The organism is Massilia sp. CCM 8734, assembly GCF_011682155.1.
Taxonomy (GTDB): Bacteria; Pseudomonadota; Gammaproteobacteria; order Burkholderiales; family Burkholderiaceae_D; genus Telluria_A; species Telluria_A rubra.
The window spans coordinates 1-17,492 of the sequence record NZ_WHJI01000045.1; the positions used below are offsets into that span (position 1 = coordinate 1).

General features: G+C 64.1%; 13 protein-coding genes. 4 read left to right on the forward strand and 9 right to left on the reverse strand.

Features of this window, described 5'->3' with window-relative positions; genetic code table 11:
• Positions 1–122 precede the first annotated feature (122 nt).
• The 4 genes from F2P46_RS29560 to F2P46_RS29575 all read right to left on the reverse strand — a co-directional run bounded on the left by F2P46_RS29560 (position 123) and on the right by F2P46_RS29575 (position 1,756).
• Entirely contained in the window at positions 123–575 is a 453-nt protein-coding gene (locus tag F2P46_RS29560) for a hypothetical protein (RefSeq protein ID WP_166897030.1), read from the reverse strand.
• Between the two features lie 74 nt (positions 576–649).
• Positions 650–1,123, reverse strand: coding sequence for a CreA family protein (locus tag F2P46_RS29565; protein ID WP_166897033.1), 474 nt, complete (start codon positions 1,121–1,123; stop codon positions 650–652).
• A 67-nt stretch (positions 1,124–1,190) separates the two neighbouring features.
• Entirely contained in the window at positions 1,191–1,379 is a 189-nt protein-coding gene (locus tag F2P46_RS29570) for a DUF1653 domain-containing protein (protein ID WP_166897035.1), read from the reverse strand.
• A complete protein-coding gene (locus F2P46_RS29575; protein WP_054267055.1) occupies positions 1,379–1,756 on the reverse strand; it encodes a hypothetical protein in 378 nt (125 codons plus the stop codon). Before F2P46_RS29575 ends, F2P46_RS29570 begins: the two co-directional genes overlap by 1 nt.
• Before the next feature lie 473 nt (positions 1,757–2,229).
• Here F2P46_RS29575 and xth point away from each other — a divergent pair, with 473 nt between their 5' ends.
• Positions 2,230–3,000 carry an exodeoxyribonuclease III gene (gene xth / locus F2P46_RS29580; RefSeq protein ID WP_166897038.1) on the forward strand — a complete coding sequence of 257 codons (771 nt, stop codon included), beginning with the start codon at positions 2,230–2,232 and terminating at the stop codon, positions 2,998–3,000.
• Positions 3,001–3,250: 250 nt separating this feature from the next.
• Here the strand turns inward: xth and F2P46_RS29585 are convergent, their stop codons facing one another.
• From F2P46_RS29585 to prpB, 5 genes are all read right to left on the reverse strand, one after another.
• Positions 3,251–6,871, reverse strand: a complete 3,621-nt coding sequence (locus tag F2P46_RS29585; RefSeq protein WP_166897041.1) for an EAL domain-containing protein — start codon at positions 6,869–6,871, stop codon at positions 3,251–3,253.
• Positions 6,872–7,040: 169 nt separating this feature from the next.
• Positions 7,041–8,240: a 2-methylaconitate cis-trans isomerase PrpF gene (prpF, locus tag F2P46_RS29590; protein ID WP_166897044.1), complete on the reverse strand. Its 1,200-nt coding sequence runs from the start codon at positions 8,238–8,240 to the stop codon at positions 7,041–7,043.
• Positions 8,240–10,837 (reverse strand): Fe/S-dependent 2-methylisocitrate dehydratase AcnD, encoded by a 2,598-nt coding sequence (gene acnD / locus F2P46_RS29595; RefSeq protein ID WP_166897047.1) that lies wholly within the window; start codon positions 10,835–10,837, stop codon positions 8,240–8,242. The genes prpF and acnD overlap by 1 nt, the downstream gene beginning before the upstream one ends.
• Positions 10,838–10,846: 9 nt before the next feature.
• Positions 10,847–12,013 carry a 2-methylcitrate synthase gene (gene prpC / locus F2P46_RS29600; protein WP_166872925.1) on the reverse strand — a complete coding sequence of 389 codons (1,167 nt, stop codon included), beginning with the start codon at positions 12,011–12,013 and terminating at the stop codon, positions 10,847–10,849.
• A gap of 33 nt (positions 12,014–12,046) precedes the next feature.
• A complete protein-coding gene (gene prpB, locus F2P46_RS29605; RefSeq protein ID WP_166897050.1) occupies positions 12,047–12,931 on the reverse strand; it encodes a methylisocitrate lyase in 885 nt (294 codons plus the stop codon).
• A 206-nt stretch (positions 12,932–13,137) separates the two neighbouring features.
• Between prpB and prpR the strand changes: the two genes are divergently transcribed.
• The 3 genes from prpR (at position 13,138) to F2P46_RS29620 (ending at position 17,484) form a co-directional block, all read left to right on the forward strand.
• Complete coding sequence (gene prpR, locus F2P46_RS29610) at positions 13,138–14,766, forward strand: propionate catabolism operon regulatory protein PrpR (protein ID WP_166897053.1); 1,629 nt, start codon at positions 13,138–13,140, stop codon at positions 14,764–14,766.
• 154 nt (positions 14,767–14,920) lie between these two features.
• Positions 14,921–16,297, forward strand: a complete 1,377-nt coding sequence (locus F2P46_RS29615; RefSeq protein ID WP_166897056.1) for a cystathionine beta-synthase — start codon at positions 14,921–14,923, stop codon at positions 16,295–16,297.
• Between the two features lie 8 nt (positions 16,298–16,305).
• A complete protein-coding gene (locus F2P46_RS29620) occupies positions 16,306–17,484 on the forward strand; it encodes a PLP-dependent aspartate aminotransferase family protein (RefSeq protein WP_368737974.1) in 1,179 nt (392 codons plus the stop codon).
• The last annotated feature ends 8 nt before the right edge of the window (positions 17,485–17,492 follow it).

Sequence of the window (17,492 nt, forward strand, 5' to 3'; positions counted from 1 at the left end):
GCAACGTCATGTCCCTGACTCCATTACAACGCTACGCGCGCTCATCGCCAGTGCAATCGCAACTCAACTACAGCGTTGCCCTTGCTGCTTTCAGATTAAACTTACTTTGTGACACAGTAAGACTAGTGCAGCGCCGTCCCCGCCGTCTCCGGCGGATCGTTCTGATAATCGCGCGTACCGCTGCGGCGCATCAGCACCGTGAGCGTTTCCGGGTAATCGAACCCGGCCCCGGTGCGCTTGTCGAGCAGGTATCCCAGCCCCGCGGTCAGCACCGCGTTGCCCACGGTGGCGCTGGCGTTGGCACTCGACGCGACCCGGTCCTGCCCCGCACCCACGCCATCCTTCCTGCAATCGATGAACAGATTGCCCGCGCTCTTTTGCACGGTCACGTGGCCGGGGGACGTGACGAACCAGCGCCCCTTGTCATTGGTCAGCACGCAGCCGGCGCCGCCAACTTCGCGGTTGTCCAGGATGGTATGCAGCATCAACGTCTGCTGGTTCGACTCGCTGATCGTCGCGCAGCCGCCCAGGGCGGCCAACAACGCCAGCGCGCCGGTCCGTAAAAAAATCGCCATCGCGTTCATCCAAGGTAGTAGTTCATCCTGTTTACGGCAGCCGCCCAGGATTTCTGAATACTACCCGATGAAAACTACTTGAGCGGAATCGGCTGGTTGGCCGGCACCGGCACCGCGGTCACGCTGTTTTTCGGGCTGCCGTCGATCAGGCGGTCCGAATAGACCAGGTAAGCGAGCGCATTGCGCTTGGCGTCGACCATGCGCACCACGCGTACGTGCTTGAAGAAGATCGAGGCACGCTCGCTGAACACTTCTTCCTGGCGCGGCACTTTGCCGTTGAAGGTGATCGGGCCGACCTGGCGGCAGGCCACCGACGATTCGGCCTTGTCTTCGGCCAGGCCCACGGCGCCCTTGATGCCGCCGGTCTTGGCGCGCGACAGGTAGCAGCTCACGCCGCCGACGACCGGGTCGTCGAATACTTCGACCACGACCTTGTGGTCGGGGCCAATCAGCTTGAAAGCGGTATCGACCGAGCCCACGGTTTCGGCAGCGGCGCCAAAGGCGGCAGCCGACAGCGCGAGGCTCAAAGCGAGGCGAATCATTCGCATAATGTTATTCCTGGAGAGTGGTGCGGGAGAGTGATGCTGGAGCTTGCACTCCAGTTGGCAGGCAAGACTAGGGCACCGGCGCAAAGCGCGGCACCAGAATGCCGTCGACTTCGACCAGTTGAAAAAACACGTCTTTCGGCCGCGTCCATAATGAACCGTCCGCTGCGCGATACACGATCATCTCTGAGAGATCCGATTCAAGAGTGGCCACGCACACCAATTCGTACAGGCCACCCTTGTAGTGCCGGTATTGCATCAACTCTCGGTCTTGTCTTCGGCCAGAGCTTTCTGCTTCTTCTTCAAGCCCTGGATGACCTTCAGGACACCTTCGATACCAGCGGTATCGTCGAGATCGCTAAAAGCATCAAGAACCTCATTCAGAACCCGGTTACGCACTGCGGTTTCATCCGACGCCGGTGCGCTTGCGCGTACCGGTTCGGCCGACTCTTTCGAGGCGGCCTTTTGCGCCGAATACTTCGCTGTCGCCGCGGCTGTTTTGCCGTGCGCCAGCGCCGCTTGCCAGATTACCCAGCGACGTTGTGTTTCAAACACGAGATATTCATCGGGTTTATCTTCTCGGCGTCGAACGATATGACCATCGCGCTGCGCCCATGCTTCAAATGCACTTCGCATTTTAATCCTTTACAAATGCTGTCTTCGCATTTCTACACTAATCAAAACAGAATTGTTTTAACTAGTACCACCTTGCAGAATGTGTCATGAAGCCGTCACAAACTTTAAGGGCGTGTAACTCTTCACGCTAGGGGTTCCGACCGTTGGTTCTCACCACCACCGACCAGATTTAAGTATATTACCCCGTGCGTTATAAGAATGCAATTTTTTATTCCCCGTGAGTAACAATAGTCCAAAATCGTTGTTTTGTCTGCCTCTTGTTACATCTAATTACATCTTGCGAGTGGTTAAATCTCGGGGACAACAAAGTTTAACATCTCCACGGTATTTTTTCGATAAAAGTGTTGATAACACAAGCGTATGCATCTTGCATACATGGCCAAACTTGTTAACTAACAGCATGTTCTTGCACGAACGCACCATTTAACGCGATACTAAGCGTTTTTAGCACCAATGGCGCTCTGGAACCCCCTATGAAAATAGCAACATGGAATGTTAATTCCCTCAAAGTACGACTTCCTCACCTCCTGCAATGGCTGGAGGCAAATCCGGTCGATGTACTTTGCTTACAAGAGACAAAATTGACGGACGATAAGTTCCCGGTTTCTGAAATTAAAGCTGCCGGCTATGAAGTCGCCTTCAGCGGTCAGAAAACCTATAACGGCGTCGCAATATTATCTAAATTACCACTTAATGACGTTATAAGAAACAATCCATTATTTCCGGACGAGCAGCAACGGATACTCGCGGCGACGATCGGCGGCACGCGTTTTATCTGCGCCTATGTACCGAATGGGCAGGCGGTCGGGACCGACAAATACGCCTATAAACTCGCATGGCTCGCATCGCTGCGCGAATGGCTCGCCGACGAAGTGCGCGCGCACGCCGGCGCTGGCCTGGCGATCCTCGGCGATTACAATATCGCCCCCGAAGACCGCGACGTGCACGACCCGGTTGCATGGGCCGGCCAGGTGCTGTGTTCGGACAAGGAGCGCGCGGCGTTGACGGCGCTGACCGACCTGGGATTGACCGATGCGTTCCGCCTGTTCGAACAGGCCGATAAATCATTCAGCTGGTGGGATTACCGGCAGCTCGGTTACCAGAAAAACAAAGGTCTGCGGATCGACCACATATTGCTGTCGGAAGCCTTGGCCAAGCGTTGCACGGCGTGCGCGATCGACCGCATTCCACGCAAATGGGAGCAACCATCCGACCACGCCCCCGTCATCGCCACCCTGGACTGACAAACCTCTCCTAACCGGGATCAGCGCCCCCAAACCGCAAACCGGGGTCAGAGCCTTAATTCGCAAGTTTTTGCTCGCACCAGCCAGATCTCATCCTGTTCGGCAACTGAAGAACGCGAAGGGCCTGAGGGTATGCCCGTGCGGACCAAAAAATGCGCATGTATAAGGCGATCGGCATTGGTGAAGGGAAAGAATTTCTAATTAGAGCTCTGACCCCGGTTGTAGGAAGACGCTGATTCTGCTTGGGGAATTAGTGACTGGAGAGGTGCTTGCGGGCCTGGTCGGCGGGCCGGGGTTGGGCGAACAGGTAGCCCTGCGCGTACTGGCAGCCATGCCCGCTCAGCAGCGCGTACTGGGCTTCGGTTTCGACGCCCTCCGCTACCACCGACAACTGCAAGCTGTTCGACAGCGCCATGATGGCCGCCACGATCGCGCGGTCTTCGGTGCTGCTCTCGAGGTCCTTGATGAAGGCCCGGTCGATCTTGATCTTCTTGACCGGGAAGCGCTTGAGGTAGGCCAGGCTCGAATAGCCGGTGCCGAAATCGTCGATCGACAGGCGGATGCCCATGCCGTTGATCTGCCCCAGGATCTCCATGGTCTGTTCGCCATGCTGCATCAGCGCCGTTTCGGTGATTTCGAATTCGATCAGGGCCGGGTCGATCCCGGTTTCGTCCAACACGCCCCGGATCGATTCGATCAGCCCGCGGTGCATGAACTGGCGCGGCGATAAATTGACCGCCAGCGGCACCGCCGCCATCCCCTCGCGCTGCCACGCCATGCTTTGCTCGCAGGCGCGCCGCATCACCCATTCGCCGATCGGCACGATCAAGCCGTTTTCTTCGATGATGGGGATGAAGTGGTCGGGCAGCACCAGCCCGTGCCCCGGACGGCGCCAGCGCAGCAGCACTTCCATGGTGTGCACCCGGCGCGTACCGATGTCGATGATCGGCTGGTAAAACAGCTCGAACTGCCCGAGCGTCAGCGCGCCGCGCAGCGCGCTCTCGAGCTCGAAGTGCTGCGCCGCCGCCACGTTCATGCGCTCGGTGAAGTACTGGTAATTATTGCGCCCGTTCGCCTTGGCGTGATACATCGCCGCGTCGGCGTGCCGCATCAGGGTCGCCACATCGTCGCCATCGTCCGGATACATGCACACGCCGATCGATGGCGTGATGTGCAGCAGGCGATCGTCGACCGGGAACGGCAGCGCCAGCACGTCGATGATCTTCTGCGCCACCTGGCTGCTTTCGTCAGGCCTGTCGATACCCGGCACCAGCACCACGAATTCGTCGCCGCCGAGGCGCGCCACGGTGTCGCTGGCGCGCACCGCATGGCACAGCCGCCCGGCCACTTCCTTGAGCAGGCGGTCGCCCATCAGGTGCCCGAGCGAGTCGTTGATGGTCTTGAAACGGTCAAGGTCGATGAACATCACGGCCAGCTTGGCGCCGGAACGCTTCACGACAAGCATGGCGTGGGTCAGCCGGTCCGACAGCAAGGCGCGGTTGGGCAGGCCGGTCAGGCTGTCGTGATAGGCCATGTGGTTCACGCGCGCTTCGGCCTGGCGCCGTTCCACGATCTCGCCCTGCAGCAGGGCGTTGGCGCCGGCCAGTTCGGCGGTGCGCTCGAGCACCCGAACTTCGAGTTCGTCGCGCGCGCGCCGCACCGCTTCGCCGGCCTCGCGCCGCGCCGTCACGTCGTCGACCAGCCACACCGAGCGCCCGGTGGCATGCGCCAGGTCGAACGGGCGTCCCGACAGGCGCGCCCAGAAGGTGCTGCCATCCTTGCGCACCAGCCGGTATTCGGCCATGTGCACGCGCCCGGCGTGGAAGTCGCGCGTGGTCTCGGCGCGCGCCAGGTCCCAGCTGGCGCGGTCCGGATACAGCGCGCGCACCGACAGCCCCGCCACTTCGCCCGGCCCGTAGCCGAACAGTTCTTCCATCTTGGCGTTGCAGCGCAGGTTCATGCCGTGTTCGACCACCGCGATGCCGAGCACCGCGCTGTCGAGGATGGCCTGGTTTTCCAGCAGCGCGTTGCGCAGCGATTCTTCGGCGCGCTTGGCATCGGTGCGGTCTTCGATGATCCAGATCGTACCCTGCGTCGGGTCGGCCGGATTGACGACGTAGGCGATCAGCTGCGCCCACAGCACGCTGCCGTCCTTGCGCGCCATCCCGACTTCGGTATGAAACGGTTTGCCGACCGAGAGCAGCGGGCTGGCTGCGGCGCCGATGGCGGCGTAGACCTCGTCGCTCGGATACAGCGCGCGGCCGGGCAGGCCCAGTCCCTCGCTGCCCTGGTAGCCGAACATGTCGGCAAAACCGCGGTTGTAGCGCGTGATGATGCGGTTCTTGGTGAACAAAATGCTGACCGAGGCGTTGGTCATGATGGCCTGCACCTCGACCAGGGTCTGGCGCGCTTCGGTCACGTCTTCCAGTATCCAGATGGTGCCTTGTTCGCGCCGCTCGGCGTCCACCGTTTGCGCCCGCACGCGGCACCAGAACAGGGTGCCGTCGCGCTGGCGGAACTGGCATTCGGGGCTTTCGAACGGCAGGCCGTTACCGAGCACCGGCCCGGCGGCGAGGCCGAATTCGTCGTACGCCGCGGGCGACGGAAACACCGCCACCGCCGGCAGCCCGGTCATCTCTTCGCGCGTGTAGCCGAACATCTCGGCCATGCGCGGGTTACACGACAACATGATCCCGTTGCGGCTGAACAGGATGCCGACCGAGGCATTGTCCAGGATCGCCTTCTGCTCCAGCAGCACCTGGCGGGTCGCTTCCTCGGCCGCCTTTTGCGCGCTGCGGTCGTCCACGATCCAGATGGTGTCCTGCTTGCCGCGCCCGGCGTTGATGGCGTAAATGTAGGCGTGCGCCCAGAACACGCTGCCGTCCTGGCGCAGCATCTCGATGTCGGCCTGGTAGGGATGGCCGGCGCTCAGCAGCGGCTGCGCTTCGTGTCGCAGCGCCTCGTAGGCGGCGCCGGACGCAAACAGCTCGGCGGCCGCATGTCCGAGCCCGGTCTCGCCGGCAAAGCCGAAGCAGCGCCCGAACTGCTGGTTGTAGCGCAGGATGCGGTTGTCGCGCTGGAAGGCGATGCCCAGCGGCGCGTTGTCCATGATGGCCTGCATTTCGAGCAGCGCGCGACGCAGGCGCGTTTCGTTCTGGTGCAGCTCGTCGATGTCTTCCACGATCCAGATGGTGCCGTGCGACTCGTCGCGCGGATCGACCGCGCGCCCGTACAGGCGGCACCAGAGCAGCACGCCGTCCTTGCGGCGCAGGCGCAGTTCGCCGGCGTACGAGCCGCCCGCGGCGAGCCGTGGACCGGCCTCGCCGCTCATTTGCTCGTAACTGCGCACGCTGGGGAAAACGGTGACGGTGGCCGCGCCGATCAGTTCGTCGGCGGTGTAGCCGAAGATTTCGGCGGCGCGGATATTGCATTCGCGGATTTCGCGGTTTTTGCTGAGGATGATGCCGACCGCCGCGTTTTCGAGGATGGCCTTTTGCTCCATCACCGTCTTGCGCAGCGCGGCCTGGTCGCGGTCGTAGCGCCGGATGTCGGTAAAGACGAACGTCGCGCCACCGCCCGGCAGCGCCTTGTCCAGCACCTGGACCGCAATCGGCTGGCCGTGCGCGTGCAACGCGCTTTCCCATAAGCGGTCGGCGCCGTCACCCGCGCGCAGGCGCAGCGAGGCGTCGTGCCGCGCCGCAGGGGCGAACAACTCAAGCAGGGGGAGGCCGACGGGAGGTGCGCCGAGCAGGTCGCACAAGGCCGCGTTGGCGGCATGGACGATGCCGTCCGCGTCGCAGGCACAGGCGGGCGATCCGATTAACTGGAGCGCTTCAGCGACGAAATCAGGCTTGGTTGATAAGCGATCCATGTCCCCACGACGGCGTAAGTCCGCCGCCTCTGTGATGGGCAACGGAGAGCTTGATCATAAACCACAATTGACCGCAATTTACGGGAAAATCCGGGAAAACCCAAAAAACAGAAACGCCCACCACGCACGGGGCGGGTGGGCGCTTTGCCAAAACGTTCACGCAGGGCCGTTAAGGCCCCTGCAAGGCGTCGCCGGGGATACGGACCCATCCTTCCATCAGCACGCGCGCGCTGCGGCTCATGATGGCCTTAGCGACGCTCCAGTCGCCAGCGACCTGGGTTGCTTCGGCGCCCACGCGCAGGGTGCCGGACGGATGGCCGAAGCGCACCGCGTTACGCACTCCCCCGCCGGCCGCCAGGCTGACCAGGGTGCCGGGAATGGCGGCTGCGGTGCCGATGGCCACGGCGGCGGTGCCCATCATCGCGTGGTGCAGCTTACCCATCGACATGGCGCGCACCAGCAGGTCGATGTCCCCAGCCGCCACCGCTTTGCCGCTCGACGACACGTAACCGGCCGGTGGCGCCACGAAGGCCACCTTGGGGGTGTGCTGGCGCGTGGCCGCTTCGTCCACATGCTTGATCAATCCCATGCGCACGGCGCCGTGCGCGCGAATCGCCTCGAACATGGCCAGCGCCTTGGGGTCGCCGTTGATCGCGTCCTGCAGCTCGGTGCCGCTGTAGCCGATCGCCTGCGCATTGACGAAAATGGTCGGGATGCCGGCGTTGATCATGGTGGCCTTGAGCGTGCCCAGGCCCGGCACCTCGAGGTCGTCGACCACGTGCCCGGTCGGGAACATGGCGCCGCCAGCGCCTTCTTCATCGGCCGCCGGGTTCATGAATTCGAGCTGCACTTCGGCCGCCGGAAAGGTGACGCCATCGAGTTCGAAGTCGCCCGTTTCCTGCACCGCGCCGCCGCTGACCGGTACATGCGCGATGATGGTCTTGCCGATGTTGGCCTGCCAGATGCGCACCAGCGCCACGCCGTCGTGCGCAATACGGGCGGCGTCGACCAGCCCGGCGCTGATGGCGAACGAACCCACAGCGGCCGACAGGTTGCCGCAGTTGCCGCTCCAGTCCACAAACGCCTTGTCGATGGCGACCTGGCCGAACAGGTAGTCGACGTCGTGCTCCGGCCTGGCGCTTTTGGACAGGATCACCGTCTTGCTGGTGCTCGAGGTGGCGCCGCCCATGCCGTCGATCTGCTTGCCGTAGGGGTCGGGGCTGCCGATCACGCGCAGCAGCAGCGCGTCGCGCGCGGCGCCGGCCACCTGCGCGGCCTCGGGCAAGTCGTCCAGGCGGAAGAACACCCCCTTGCTGGTGCCGCCGCGCATATACGTGGCGGGAATCCTGATTTGAGGTAGGTGCGCCATCATGCCTCCTTGACGGTCGATTCGAGGAAGTCCTGGGCGAAGCGCTGCAGCACGCCGCCGGCTTCGTAGATCGCCACTTCCTCGGCCGTGTCGAGCCGGCAGATGACCGGCACTTCCACCACGTCGCCGGAAACGTGCCTGATCACCAAGGTGAGCGTGGCGCGCGGGGTGCGCTCGCCCAGCACGTCGAAGGTTTCGCTGCCATCGATCGCCAGGGTGATGCGGTTCTCGCCAGGCTGGAACTCCAGCGGCAGCACGCCCATGCCCACCAGGTTGGTGCGGTGGATGCGCTCGAAGCCTTCGGCCACGATGGCTTCCACGCCGGCCAGGCGCACGCCCTTGGCGGCCCAGTCGCGCGACGAGCCCTGGCCGTAGTCGGCGCCGGCGATGATGATCAAGGGCTGCTTGCGCTCCATGTAGGTCTGGATCGCTTCCCACATGCGCGTGACCGTGCCATCCGGTTCGATGCGGGCCAGCGAGCCCGCCTTGACCTTGCCGTCGACCTTGACCATCTCGTTTTTCAGGGTTGGATTGGCGAAGGTGGCGCGCTGCGCGGTGAGGTGGTCGCCCCGGTGGGTGGCGTAGGAGTTGAAGTCTTCCTCCGGCAGGCCCATTTTCGCCAGGTATTCGCCGGCTGCCGAATCGAGCATGATCGCGTTCGATGGCGACAGGTGGTCGGTGGTGATGTTGTCGCCCAAGACCGCGAGCGGACGCATGCCCGCCAGGGTGCGGGCGCCGGCCAGCGCGCCTTCCCAGTACGGCGGACGGCGGATGTAGGTGGTATTCGGACGCCAGTCGTACAGCGGGCTGACCTTGACGCCGTCGTCTTCCTGCTTGGCGAACATCGGAATATAGACCTTGTGGAAGTGCGCCGGCTTGACGCTGGACGCCACCAGTGCGTCGATCTCCTCGTCGCTCGGCCAGATGTCCTTGAGCGTGACCGGCTTGCCGTCGGCGCCGGTGCCCAGCACGTCCTTCTCGATGTCGAAGCGGATCGTGCCGGCGATCGCGTAGGCCACCACCAGCGGCGGCGACGCCAGGAAGGCCTGCTTCGCGTACGGGTGGATGCGGCCGTCGAAGTTGCGGTTGCCCGACAGGACGGCCGTTGCGTACAGGTCGCGTTCGACCACTTCTTTTTGAATCACCGGATCGAGCGCCCCGGACATGCCGTTACAGGTGGTGCAGGCGTAAGCGACGACACCGAAGCCGAGCTTTTCCAGTTCCGGCATCAGGCCGGCGTCTTCCAGGTACAAGGTGACGGCTTTCGAGCCCGGCGCCAGCGAGCTTTTTACCCAAGGTTTACGCGTCAAACCGAGCTTGTTGGCGTTACGCGCGATCAGGCCGGCGGCGATCATGTTGCGCGGGTTGTTGGTGTTGGTGCAGCTGGTAATGGCCGCGATGATGACGGCGCCGTCGGGCATCAGGCCCGGTTCGTTTTCGACCACGCCGCTGATGCCGCGCGCGGCCAGTTCCGAGGTCGGCACACGGTTGTGCGGGTTGGACGGACCGGCGATGGTGCGCACCACCGACGACAGGTCGAAGCGCAGCACGCGCTCGTACTCGACGTTGTTAAGCGTCGTGCCCCACAAGCCGGTGTGTTTCGCATACAGCTCGACCAGTTTCACCAGTTCGTCGTCGCGGCCGGTCAGCTTGAGGTAGGTGATGGTCTGCTCGTCGATGTAGAACATCGCGGCGGTCGAGCCGTATTCCGGCGCCATGTTCGAGATCGTGGCGCGGTCGCCCAGAGTCAGGTGGGCAGCGCCTGCGCCGTAGAACTCGAGATAGGACGAGACGACCTTCTGCTGGCGCAGAAATTCGGTCAGCGCCAGCACCGTGTCGGTGGCGGTGATGCCCGGCTGCGGTTTGCCGCTCAGTTCGACGCCGATGATGTCCGGCAGGCGCATCCACGAGGCGCGGCCCAGCATCACGCTTTCGGCTTCCAGGCCGCCGACGCCGATGGCGATCACGCCGAGCGCGTCGACCATCGGGGTATGCGAGTCGGTGCCGACCAGGGTGTCCGGAAAGGCCACGCCGCCCTGCACCTGGATCACCGGCGACATGCGCTCCAGATTAATCTGGTGCAGGATGCCGTTACCCGGCGGGATCACGTCGACGTTCTTGAAGGCCTTCTTGGTCCAGTTGATGAAGTCGAAACGGTCTTCGTTGCGACGATCTTCGATGGCGCGGTTCTTGTCGAAGGCGTCGGGATCGAAACCACCGCATTCGACCGCCAGCGAATGGTCGACCACGAGCTGGGTCGGCACCACCGGGTTGACCAGGGCCGGGTCGCCGCCCTGCAGGGCGATGGCGTCGCGCAGGCCGGCCAGGTCGACCAGCGCGGTTTGCCCGAGGATGTCGTGGCAGACCACGCGCGCCGGAAACCACGGGAAGTCCAGGTCGCGCTTGCGTTCGATCAGCTGGCCGAGCGAGGCGTTCAGGGTCGCAGGGTCGCAGCGACGCACCAGGTTCTCGGCCAGCACGCGCGAGGTGTACGGCAGCTTGTCATAGGCGCCAGGCGCGATGGCGTCGACCGCGGCGCGCGCGTCGAAGTAATCGAGCTTGGTGCCCGGCAGGTTTTTGCGGTGGTTCGTGTTCATGTCAGATCCTTACTTGCGGTCAGCCAGCGGCACGAAGGTCAGGTCGTCCGGGCCGACGTAGTTGGCGCTCGGGCGAATGATCTTGTTGTCGATGCGCTGCTCGATCACGTGGGCGGCCCAGCCGGAGGTGCGCGAGATCACGAACAAGGGCGTGAACATCGCCGTCGGCACGCCCATCATGTGGTACGACACGGCCGAGAACCAGTCCAGGTTCGGGAACATCTTCTTGACTTCCCACATGACCGTTTCCAGGCGCTCGGCGATATCGAACATCTTGGTCGAGCCGGCGCCTTCGGACAGCGAACGCGCCACTTCCTTGATGACTTTATTGCGCGGGTCGGACACGGTGTAGACCGGGTGGCCGAAGCCGATCACGACTTCCTTGTTGGCGACGCGGTTGCGGATGTCGGCTTCGGCTTCGTCCGGGTTTTCGTAGCGCTTCTGGATATCGAGCGCGACTTCGTTGGCGCCGCCGTGTTTCGGTCCGCGCAGCGCGCCGATGGCGCCGGTGATGGCCGAATGGATGTCCGAACCGGTGCCGGCGATCACGCGCGCGGTGAAGGTCGAGGCGTTGAATTCGTGTTCCGCGTACAGGATCAGCGAGGTGTGCATCGCCTTGACCCAGGCTTCCGGCGGCTTGAAGCCGTGCAGCAGGTGCAGGAAGTGGCCGCCGATGGAGTCGTCGTCGGTTTCGGTGTCGATGCGGCGGCCGTTGTGGCTGAAGTGGTACCAGTACAGCAGCATCGAGCCGAAAGACGCCATCAGGCGGTCGGCAATCGAGCGCGCGCCCGGCACATTGTGATCGTCTTTTTCCGGCAGCACGCAGCCGAGGGTGGATACGCCTGTGCGCATCACGTCCATCGGGTGGCTCGACGCCGGCAGCGCTTCGAGCGCGTTCTTGACCGCCTGCGGCAGGCCGCGCATCGATTTCAGGTGCGCCTTGTAGCCACGCAGTTCGCCGTCGTTGGGCAGTTTTCCGTGTACCAGCAGGTAGGCGATTTCTTCGAACTCGCAGCTGTCGGCGACGTCGAGGATGTCGTAGCCGCGGTAGTGCAGGTCGTTGCCGGTTTTTCCAACCGAGCACAGTGCGGTGTTACCGGCGGTGACGCCGGACAGGGCGACCGATTTTTTCGGCTTGAACGGGACGGCTTCGGCCGGGGTGGTGATGTCAGTCATGTGAGGCTCCGCGATTCTTCTAAATTTGTGTGATTACTTTTCTTTACCCTGGGCGAACAGCGAGTCGAGCTTTTGCTCGTACTCGTGGTAGCCGAGGTAGTCGTACAGCTCCATGCGGCTTTGCATGGTCGATACGACGTTTTTCTGCGTGCCTTCGGCGCGCAGCGTCTTGTAGAAATTGAGGGCCGCCGCGTTCATGGCGCGGTAGGCGCCGCAGCAGTACAGGGCGATATCGACCTTGTGCGCGCGCAGTTCGTCGAGCGTAAACAGCGGCGTGGCGCCGAATTCGGTCAGGTTGGCCAGGATCGGCACCTTGACCGCGTCGCGCACCTGGCTGTACATCTCGAGCTTGGTGATCGCTTCCGGGAAGATCATGTCGGCGCCCGCTTCGACGTAGGCGCAGGCGCGGTCGATGGCGGCGTTCAGGCCTTCGACGGCGAGCGAATCGGTGCGCGCCATGATGACGAAGCTTTCGTCATGACGGGCGTCGACGGCGGCCTTGATGCGGTCGACCATTTCTTCCTTGCTGACGATTTCCTTGCCCGGGCGGTGGCCGCAGCGCTTGGCCGAGACCTGGTCTTCCATGTGCACCGCCGCCACGTCGGCGCGGATCATGTGGCGGATCGTGCGCGCGATGTTGAAGGCGCCGCCCCAGCCGGTGTCGATATCGACCATCAGCGGCAGGCCGCAGGTGTCGGTGATGCGCTGGGCGTCGGTGATCACGTCGTCCATGGTGCTGATGCCGAGGTCCGGCATGCCGAGCGAGTTGGCGGCCACGCCGCCGCCGGACAGGTACACGGCCTTGTAGCCGGTTTGCTCGGCCATGCGCGCGGTGTAGGCGGTGATGGTGCCGACGACCTGCAACGGCGACTCTTCCTGGACTGCGCGGCGGAACATCGCGCCTCGTGATTCTCTCATTGCGTTTTCTCCTCGGGTGATGCGTTGGAATGCCATGCTGTGTGCATTGCAAGCGGCGTGCCACGCCCGACCATCGCAAGGCCGCGCCCGAAACATCTTTATATTCAATGCCTTGCGCGGATTTGAAACAAACCCCGCCATTCCTGGCATGTTTCATTACGTTTCACATTGAAACACTTGAAACGCAACTGGAGTAAAATTGAAACATGCCCTACTCTTCCCGTACCGCTTCCGACGCCAACGACAAGCCGGTCATCTGGACCGTGTCCGTCTCGCGCCTGTCCGACCTGTTCCGCGATATCACGCTCGAATACGACCATCTGGCGTCGATCGAGCCGGTCAACCTGGGCTTCGACGAGGCGGCGCGGCATATCCGCGAGCGCATGGCCAGCGAACGCTGCGACGTGGTGATCGCGGCCGGGTCGAATGCGGCTTACCTCAAGGGCCGCGTGTCGGTGCCGGTGGTAATCGCCAAGGCCAGCGGCTTCGATGTGATGCAGGCGCTGGCGCGCGCGCGCCGCGTGGCCGAGCGCATTGGCGTGATCACCTATCAGCAGCAGTTGCCCGAACTGGCCGAATTTGCCAGTACCTTCGGCTTTCATATCGCCCAGCGCTCCTACGTCACCGAAGAAGACGCGCGCGCGCAGATCAACGACCTGAAGGCGGCCGGCATACAAGCCATCGTCGGCGCCGGCCTGATTACCGACCTGGCCGAAGAAGCGGGACTGACCGGCGTGTTCGTGTATTCGGCGGCGTCGATCCGCCAGGCCTTCGACGATGCGCTGGAGCTGGCGCGCCTGACCCAGCTCGAATCGAACAGCGGCCGCCGCCCGGTGGTCAGCGACACCTTACGCACGCGGCATGGCCTGAACGACTTGCGCGGCGAGTCGCAAGCCATGGAGACCTTGCGCCAGGCGGTGGTGCTGTATGCGCGCTCGCCCGCCACGGTATTGATCGAAGGCGAAACCGGCACCGGCAAGGAGCTGGTGGCGCAGGCGATTCACCGCGAAAGCCCGCGCAGCCTGGGCGCGAACCGGCCGTTCGTGGCCGTCAATTGCGGAGCGGTGGCCGAGTCGCTGCTGGAATCGGAACTGTTCGGCCACGAAGAAGGGGCGTTCACCGGGGCGCGCCGTGGCGGCCACGCGGGCCTGTTCGAGGCGGCCAACCGCGGCACGCTGTTCCTCGACGAGATCGGCGAAATGCCGCTGCCGCTGCAAACACGCCTGCTGCGCGTGCTGGAAGAACGCGAGGTGGTGCGGGTCGGCGGCACGCGCCCGATCGCGATCAATGTGCGCGTCATCAGCGCCACCCACTGCGACCTGGAGCAGCGGGTGCGCGAGGGGCGCTTCCGGGCCGACCTGTTTTACCGGCTGGCGGTGCTGCGGCTGTCGCTGCCGCCGCTGCGCGAGCGCGCGCGCGACGTGGTGGGGCTGGCCGAATGGTCGCTCAAGAATGCGCTGGCGGCGCTGGGCGCGCGCCCGCATCCCAATCTGCATGCGGAAATGGCGGGTTGCGCGCCGCTGCTCGAGCGCTACGGCTGGCCGGGCAATGTGCGCGAACTGCGCAACCTGATGGAGCGGGTGGCGCTGTTCCTGGCGGCCGAGCCCTTGCAGGCGCTGACGCCGGCATTCGTGCTGTCGGTCGCGCCGGAACTGGGGCGGGAGGCGCAGGCGCCGCTGATTGCGCAGGCGCCAGTCGTTGAAACGGTAGACGAGGTCCTGGCACGTTTGGGGGGGCGGCGCGATGAAGCGGCGGCGTATCTGGGCATCAGCCGCACTACCTTGTGGCGCAGGTTGAAATTGGGTTCCCGCCTGCGCGGGAACGACGAGCGGTAGGAAACGCATCGCATTTGCGCAAACCGGATCAGGATTCATATATCAAAGCATAGAATTATTCGTTCCATTGCCGTTATCGCACGCCTATGATCCGCCCTTTTTCCGCCGCAGCGGCTGCCCACAAGGCTGCCACGCCCGGCTTTCGGAGGTTCTTATGTCATCCGCACCGCAGCCTGCCCTGTTTTCCCTGATCGGCAACACCCCGCTGGTCGAAGTGACCCGCATCGACACCGGCCCATGCCGCCTGTTCCTCAAACTCGAATCGCAAAATCCCGGCGGCTCCATCAAGGACCGTATCGGGCGCGCCATGATCGAAGCGGCGGAAGCCGACGGCAGCCTGCAACCGGGCGGCGTGGTGGTCGAGGCGACCGCCGGCAACACGGGCCTCGGCCTGGCCCTGGTGGCGCGCCTGAAAGGCTACCGCGTGGTGCTGGTCGTACCGGACAAAATGGCGATCGAAAAAATCCTGCACCTCAAAGCGCTGGGCGCCGAAATCCACCTGACCCGCTCCGACGTCGGCAAGGGCCATCCGGAGTACTACCAGGATGTGGCGGCGCGCCTGGCGCGCGAGATTCCCGGCTCCTGGTTCGCCGACCAGTTCAACAACCCGGCCAATCCGCTGGCGCACCAGAACACCACCGGCCCGGAACTGTGGGAGCAGACCGGCCATGCCCTCGACGCCATCGTGGTCGGCGTCGGCTCGTCCGGCACGCTGAGCGGCCTGTCGCGCTATTTCGAGACGGTGCAGCCGGACCTGGAATTCGTGCTGGCCGATCCGGAAGGCTCGATCCTGGCCGACTACATCAACACCGGCGTGCTGCGCGACGACGCCGGCTCGTGGGCGGTGGAAGGCATCGGCGAAGACTTCATTCCCGCCATTGCCGACCTGTCGCGCGTGAAAAGCGCCTACACCATCAGCGATGCCGACAGCTTCGGCAGCGCGCGCATGCTGCTGCGCGAAGAAGGCATTTTGGCCGGGTCGTCCAGCGGCACCCTGCTGGCCGCCGCGCTGCGCTACTGCCGCGCGCAGACCACGCCGAAAAACGTGGTGACGTTTGTCTGCGACACGGGCACGCGCTACCTCACCAAGGTCTACAGCGACGGCTGGATGGTCGACCAGGGCCTGCTGCAGCGCCCCACCCTGGGCGACCTGCGCGACCTGATCGGCCGCCGCTTCGACGATGGCGACGTGGTGACCGTGGCGCCGTCCGATACGCTGCTCACGGCCTTCAACCGCATGCGCAGCGCCGACCTGGCACAGCTGCCTGTGATCGAGAATGGCCGCCTGGCCGGCATTGTCGACGAATCAGACCTGCTGCTGCATGTGACGGGCGACGCCACGCGCTTTCGCGACCCGGTCGGCACGACCATGACGTCCGAACTGCAAACCCTGCGTCCGTCCGCCAGCATGAGCGAACTGCGCGATATACTCGACCGCGGCCTGACCGCCGTGATCAGCGAAGACGATCATTTCCATGGCCTGATCACCCGCTTCGACCTTCTCAACCACTTGCGCAGGACCTTATCGTGAACAAACCCGTGACTGATTCGAATACCAAGAAACACCTCTCCACGCGCGTGATCCACGGCGGCCAGTCGCCCGATCCGTCCACCGGCGCGGTCATGCCGCCGATTTACGCCACCTCCACCTACGTGCAGGAGAGCCCGGGCGTGCACAAGGGCCTCGATTACGGGCGCTCGCACAATCCCACCCGCTGGGCGCTGGAGCGCTGCGTGGCCGACCTGGAAGGCGGCGCCCAGGCGTTCGCCTTCGCCTCGGGGCTGGCCGCCATTTCGACCGTGCTGGAACTGGCCGACGCCGGCTCGCACATCATCGCCGGCGACGATATGTACGGCGGCACCTACCGCCTGTTCGAGCGCGTGCGCCGGCGCAGCGCGGGCCACGACTTCACCTACGTCGACCTGACCGATCCAGCCAGGCTGCTGGCGGCGATCCGTCCCGAAACGCGCATGGTGTGGGTCGAAACGCCGACCAACCCGATGCTCAAGCTGGCCGACCTGAAAGCCATCGGCGACATCTGCCGCGAGCGCGGCATTATCTCGGTGTGCGACAACACCTTCGCCAGCCCGATCGTCCAGCGTCCGCTCGAACTGGGGATCGACATCGTGGTCCACTCGACCACGAAGTACATGAACGGGCATTCGGACGTCATCGGCGGTATTGCGGTGATCGGCGCCGAGCCGCACCAGGCGGCGTGGGGCGAGCAGATCGGCTTTCTGCAAAATTCGGTGGGCGCGATCCAGGGGCCGTTCGACAGCTTCCTGGTCCTGCGCGGCATCAAGACGCTGGCGCTGCGCCTGGAACGGCACTGCGCCAGCGCCCTGGACCTGGCCGCGTGGCTGGAAAAAGAACCGAAGGTCGGACGTGTTTTCTATCCGGGCCTGGCCTCGCATCCCCAGCACGAACTGGCCAGGCGCCAGATGAACGGCTTCGGGGGCATCATCTCGATCCAGCTCGACACCGACCTGGCCGGCGCGCGCCGCTTCCTGGAACGCTGCGAGGTATTCACCCTGGCCGAGAGCCTGGGCGGCGTCGAGAGCCTGATCGAGCATCCCGCCCTGATGACGCATGCGACCATTCCCCCGGCGCAGCGCGCGCTGCTCGGCATCAGCGATGGCCTGATTCGCCTGTCGGTCGGCGTGGAACACGTGGAAGACCTGCGCGAGGACCTGCGCGCCGCGCTCGCGGCCATCTGAACGCCTGT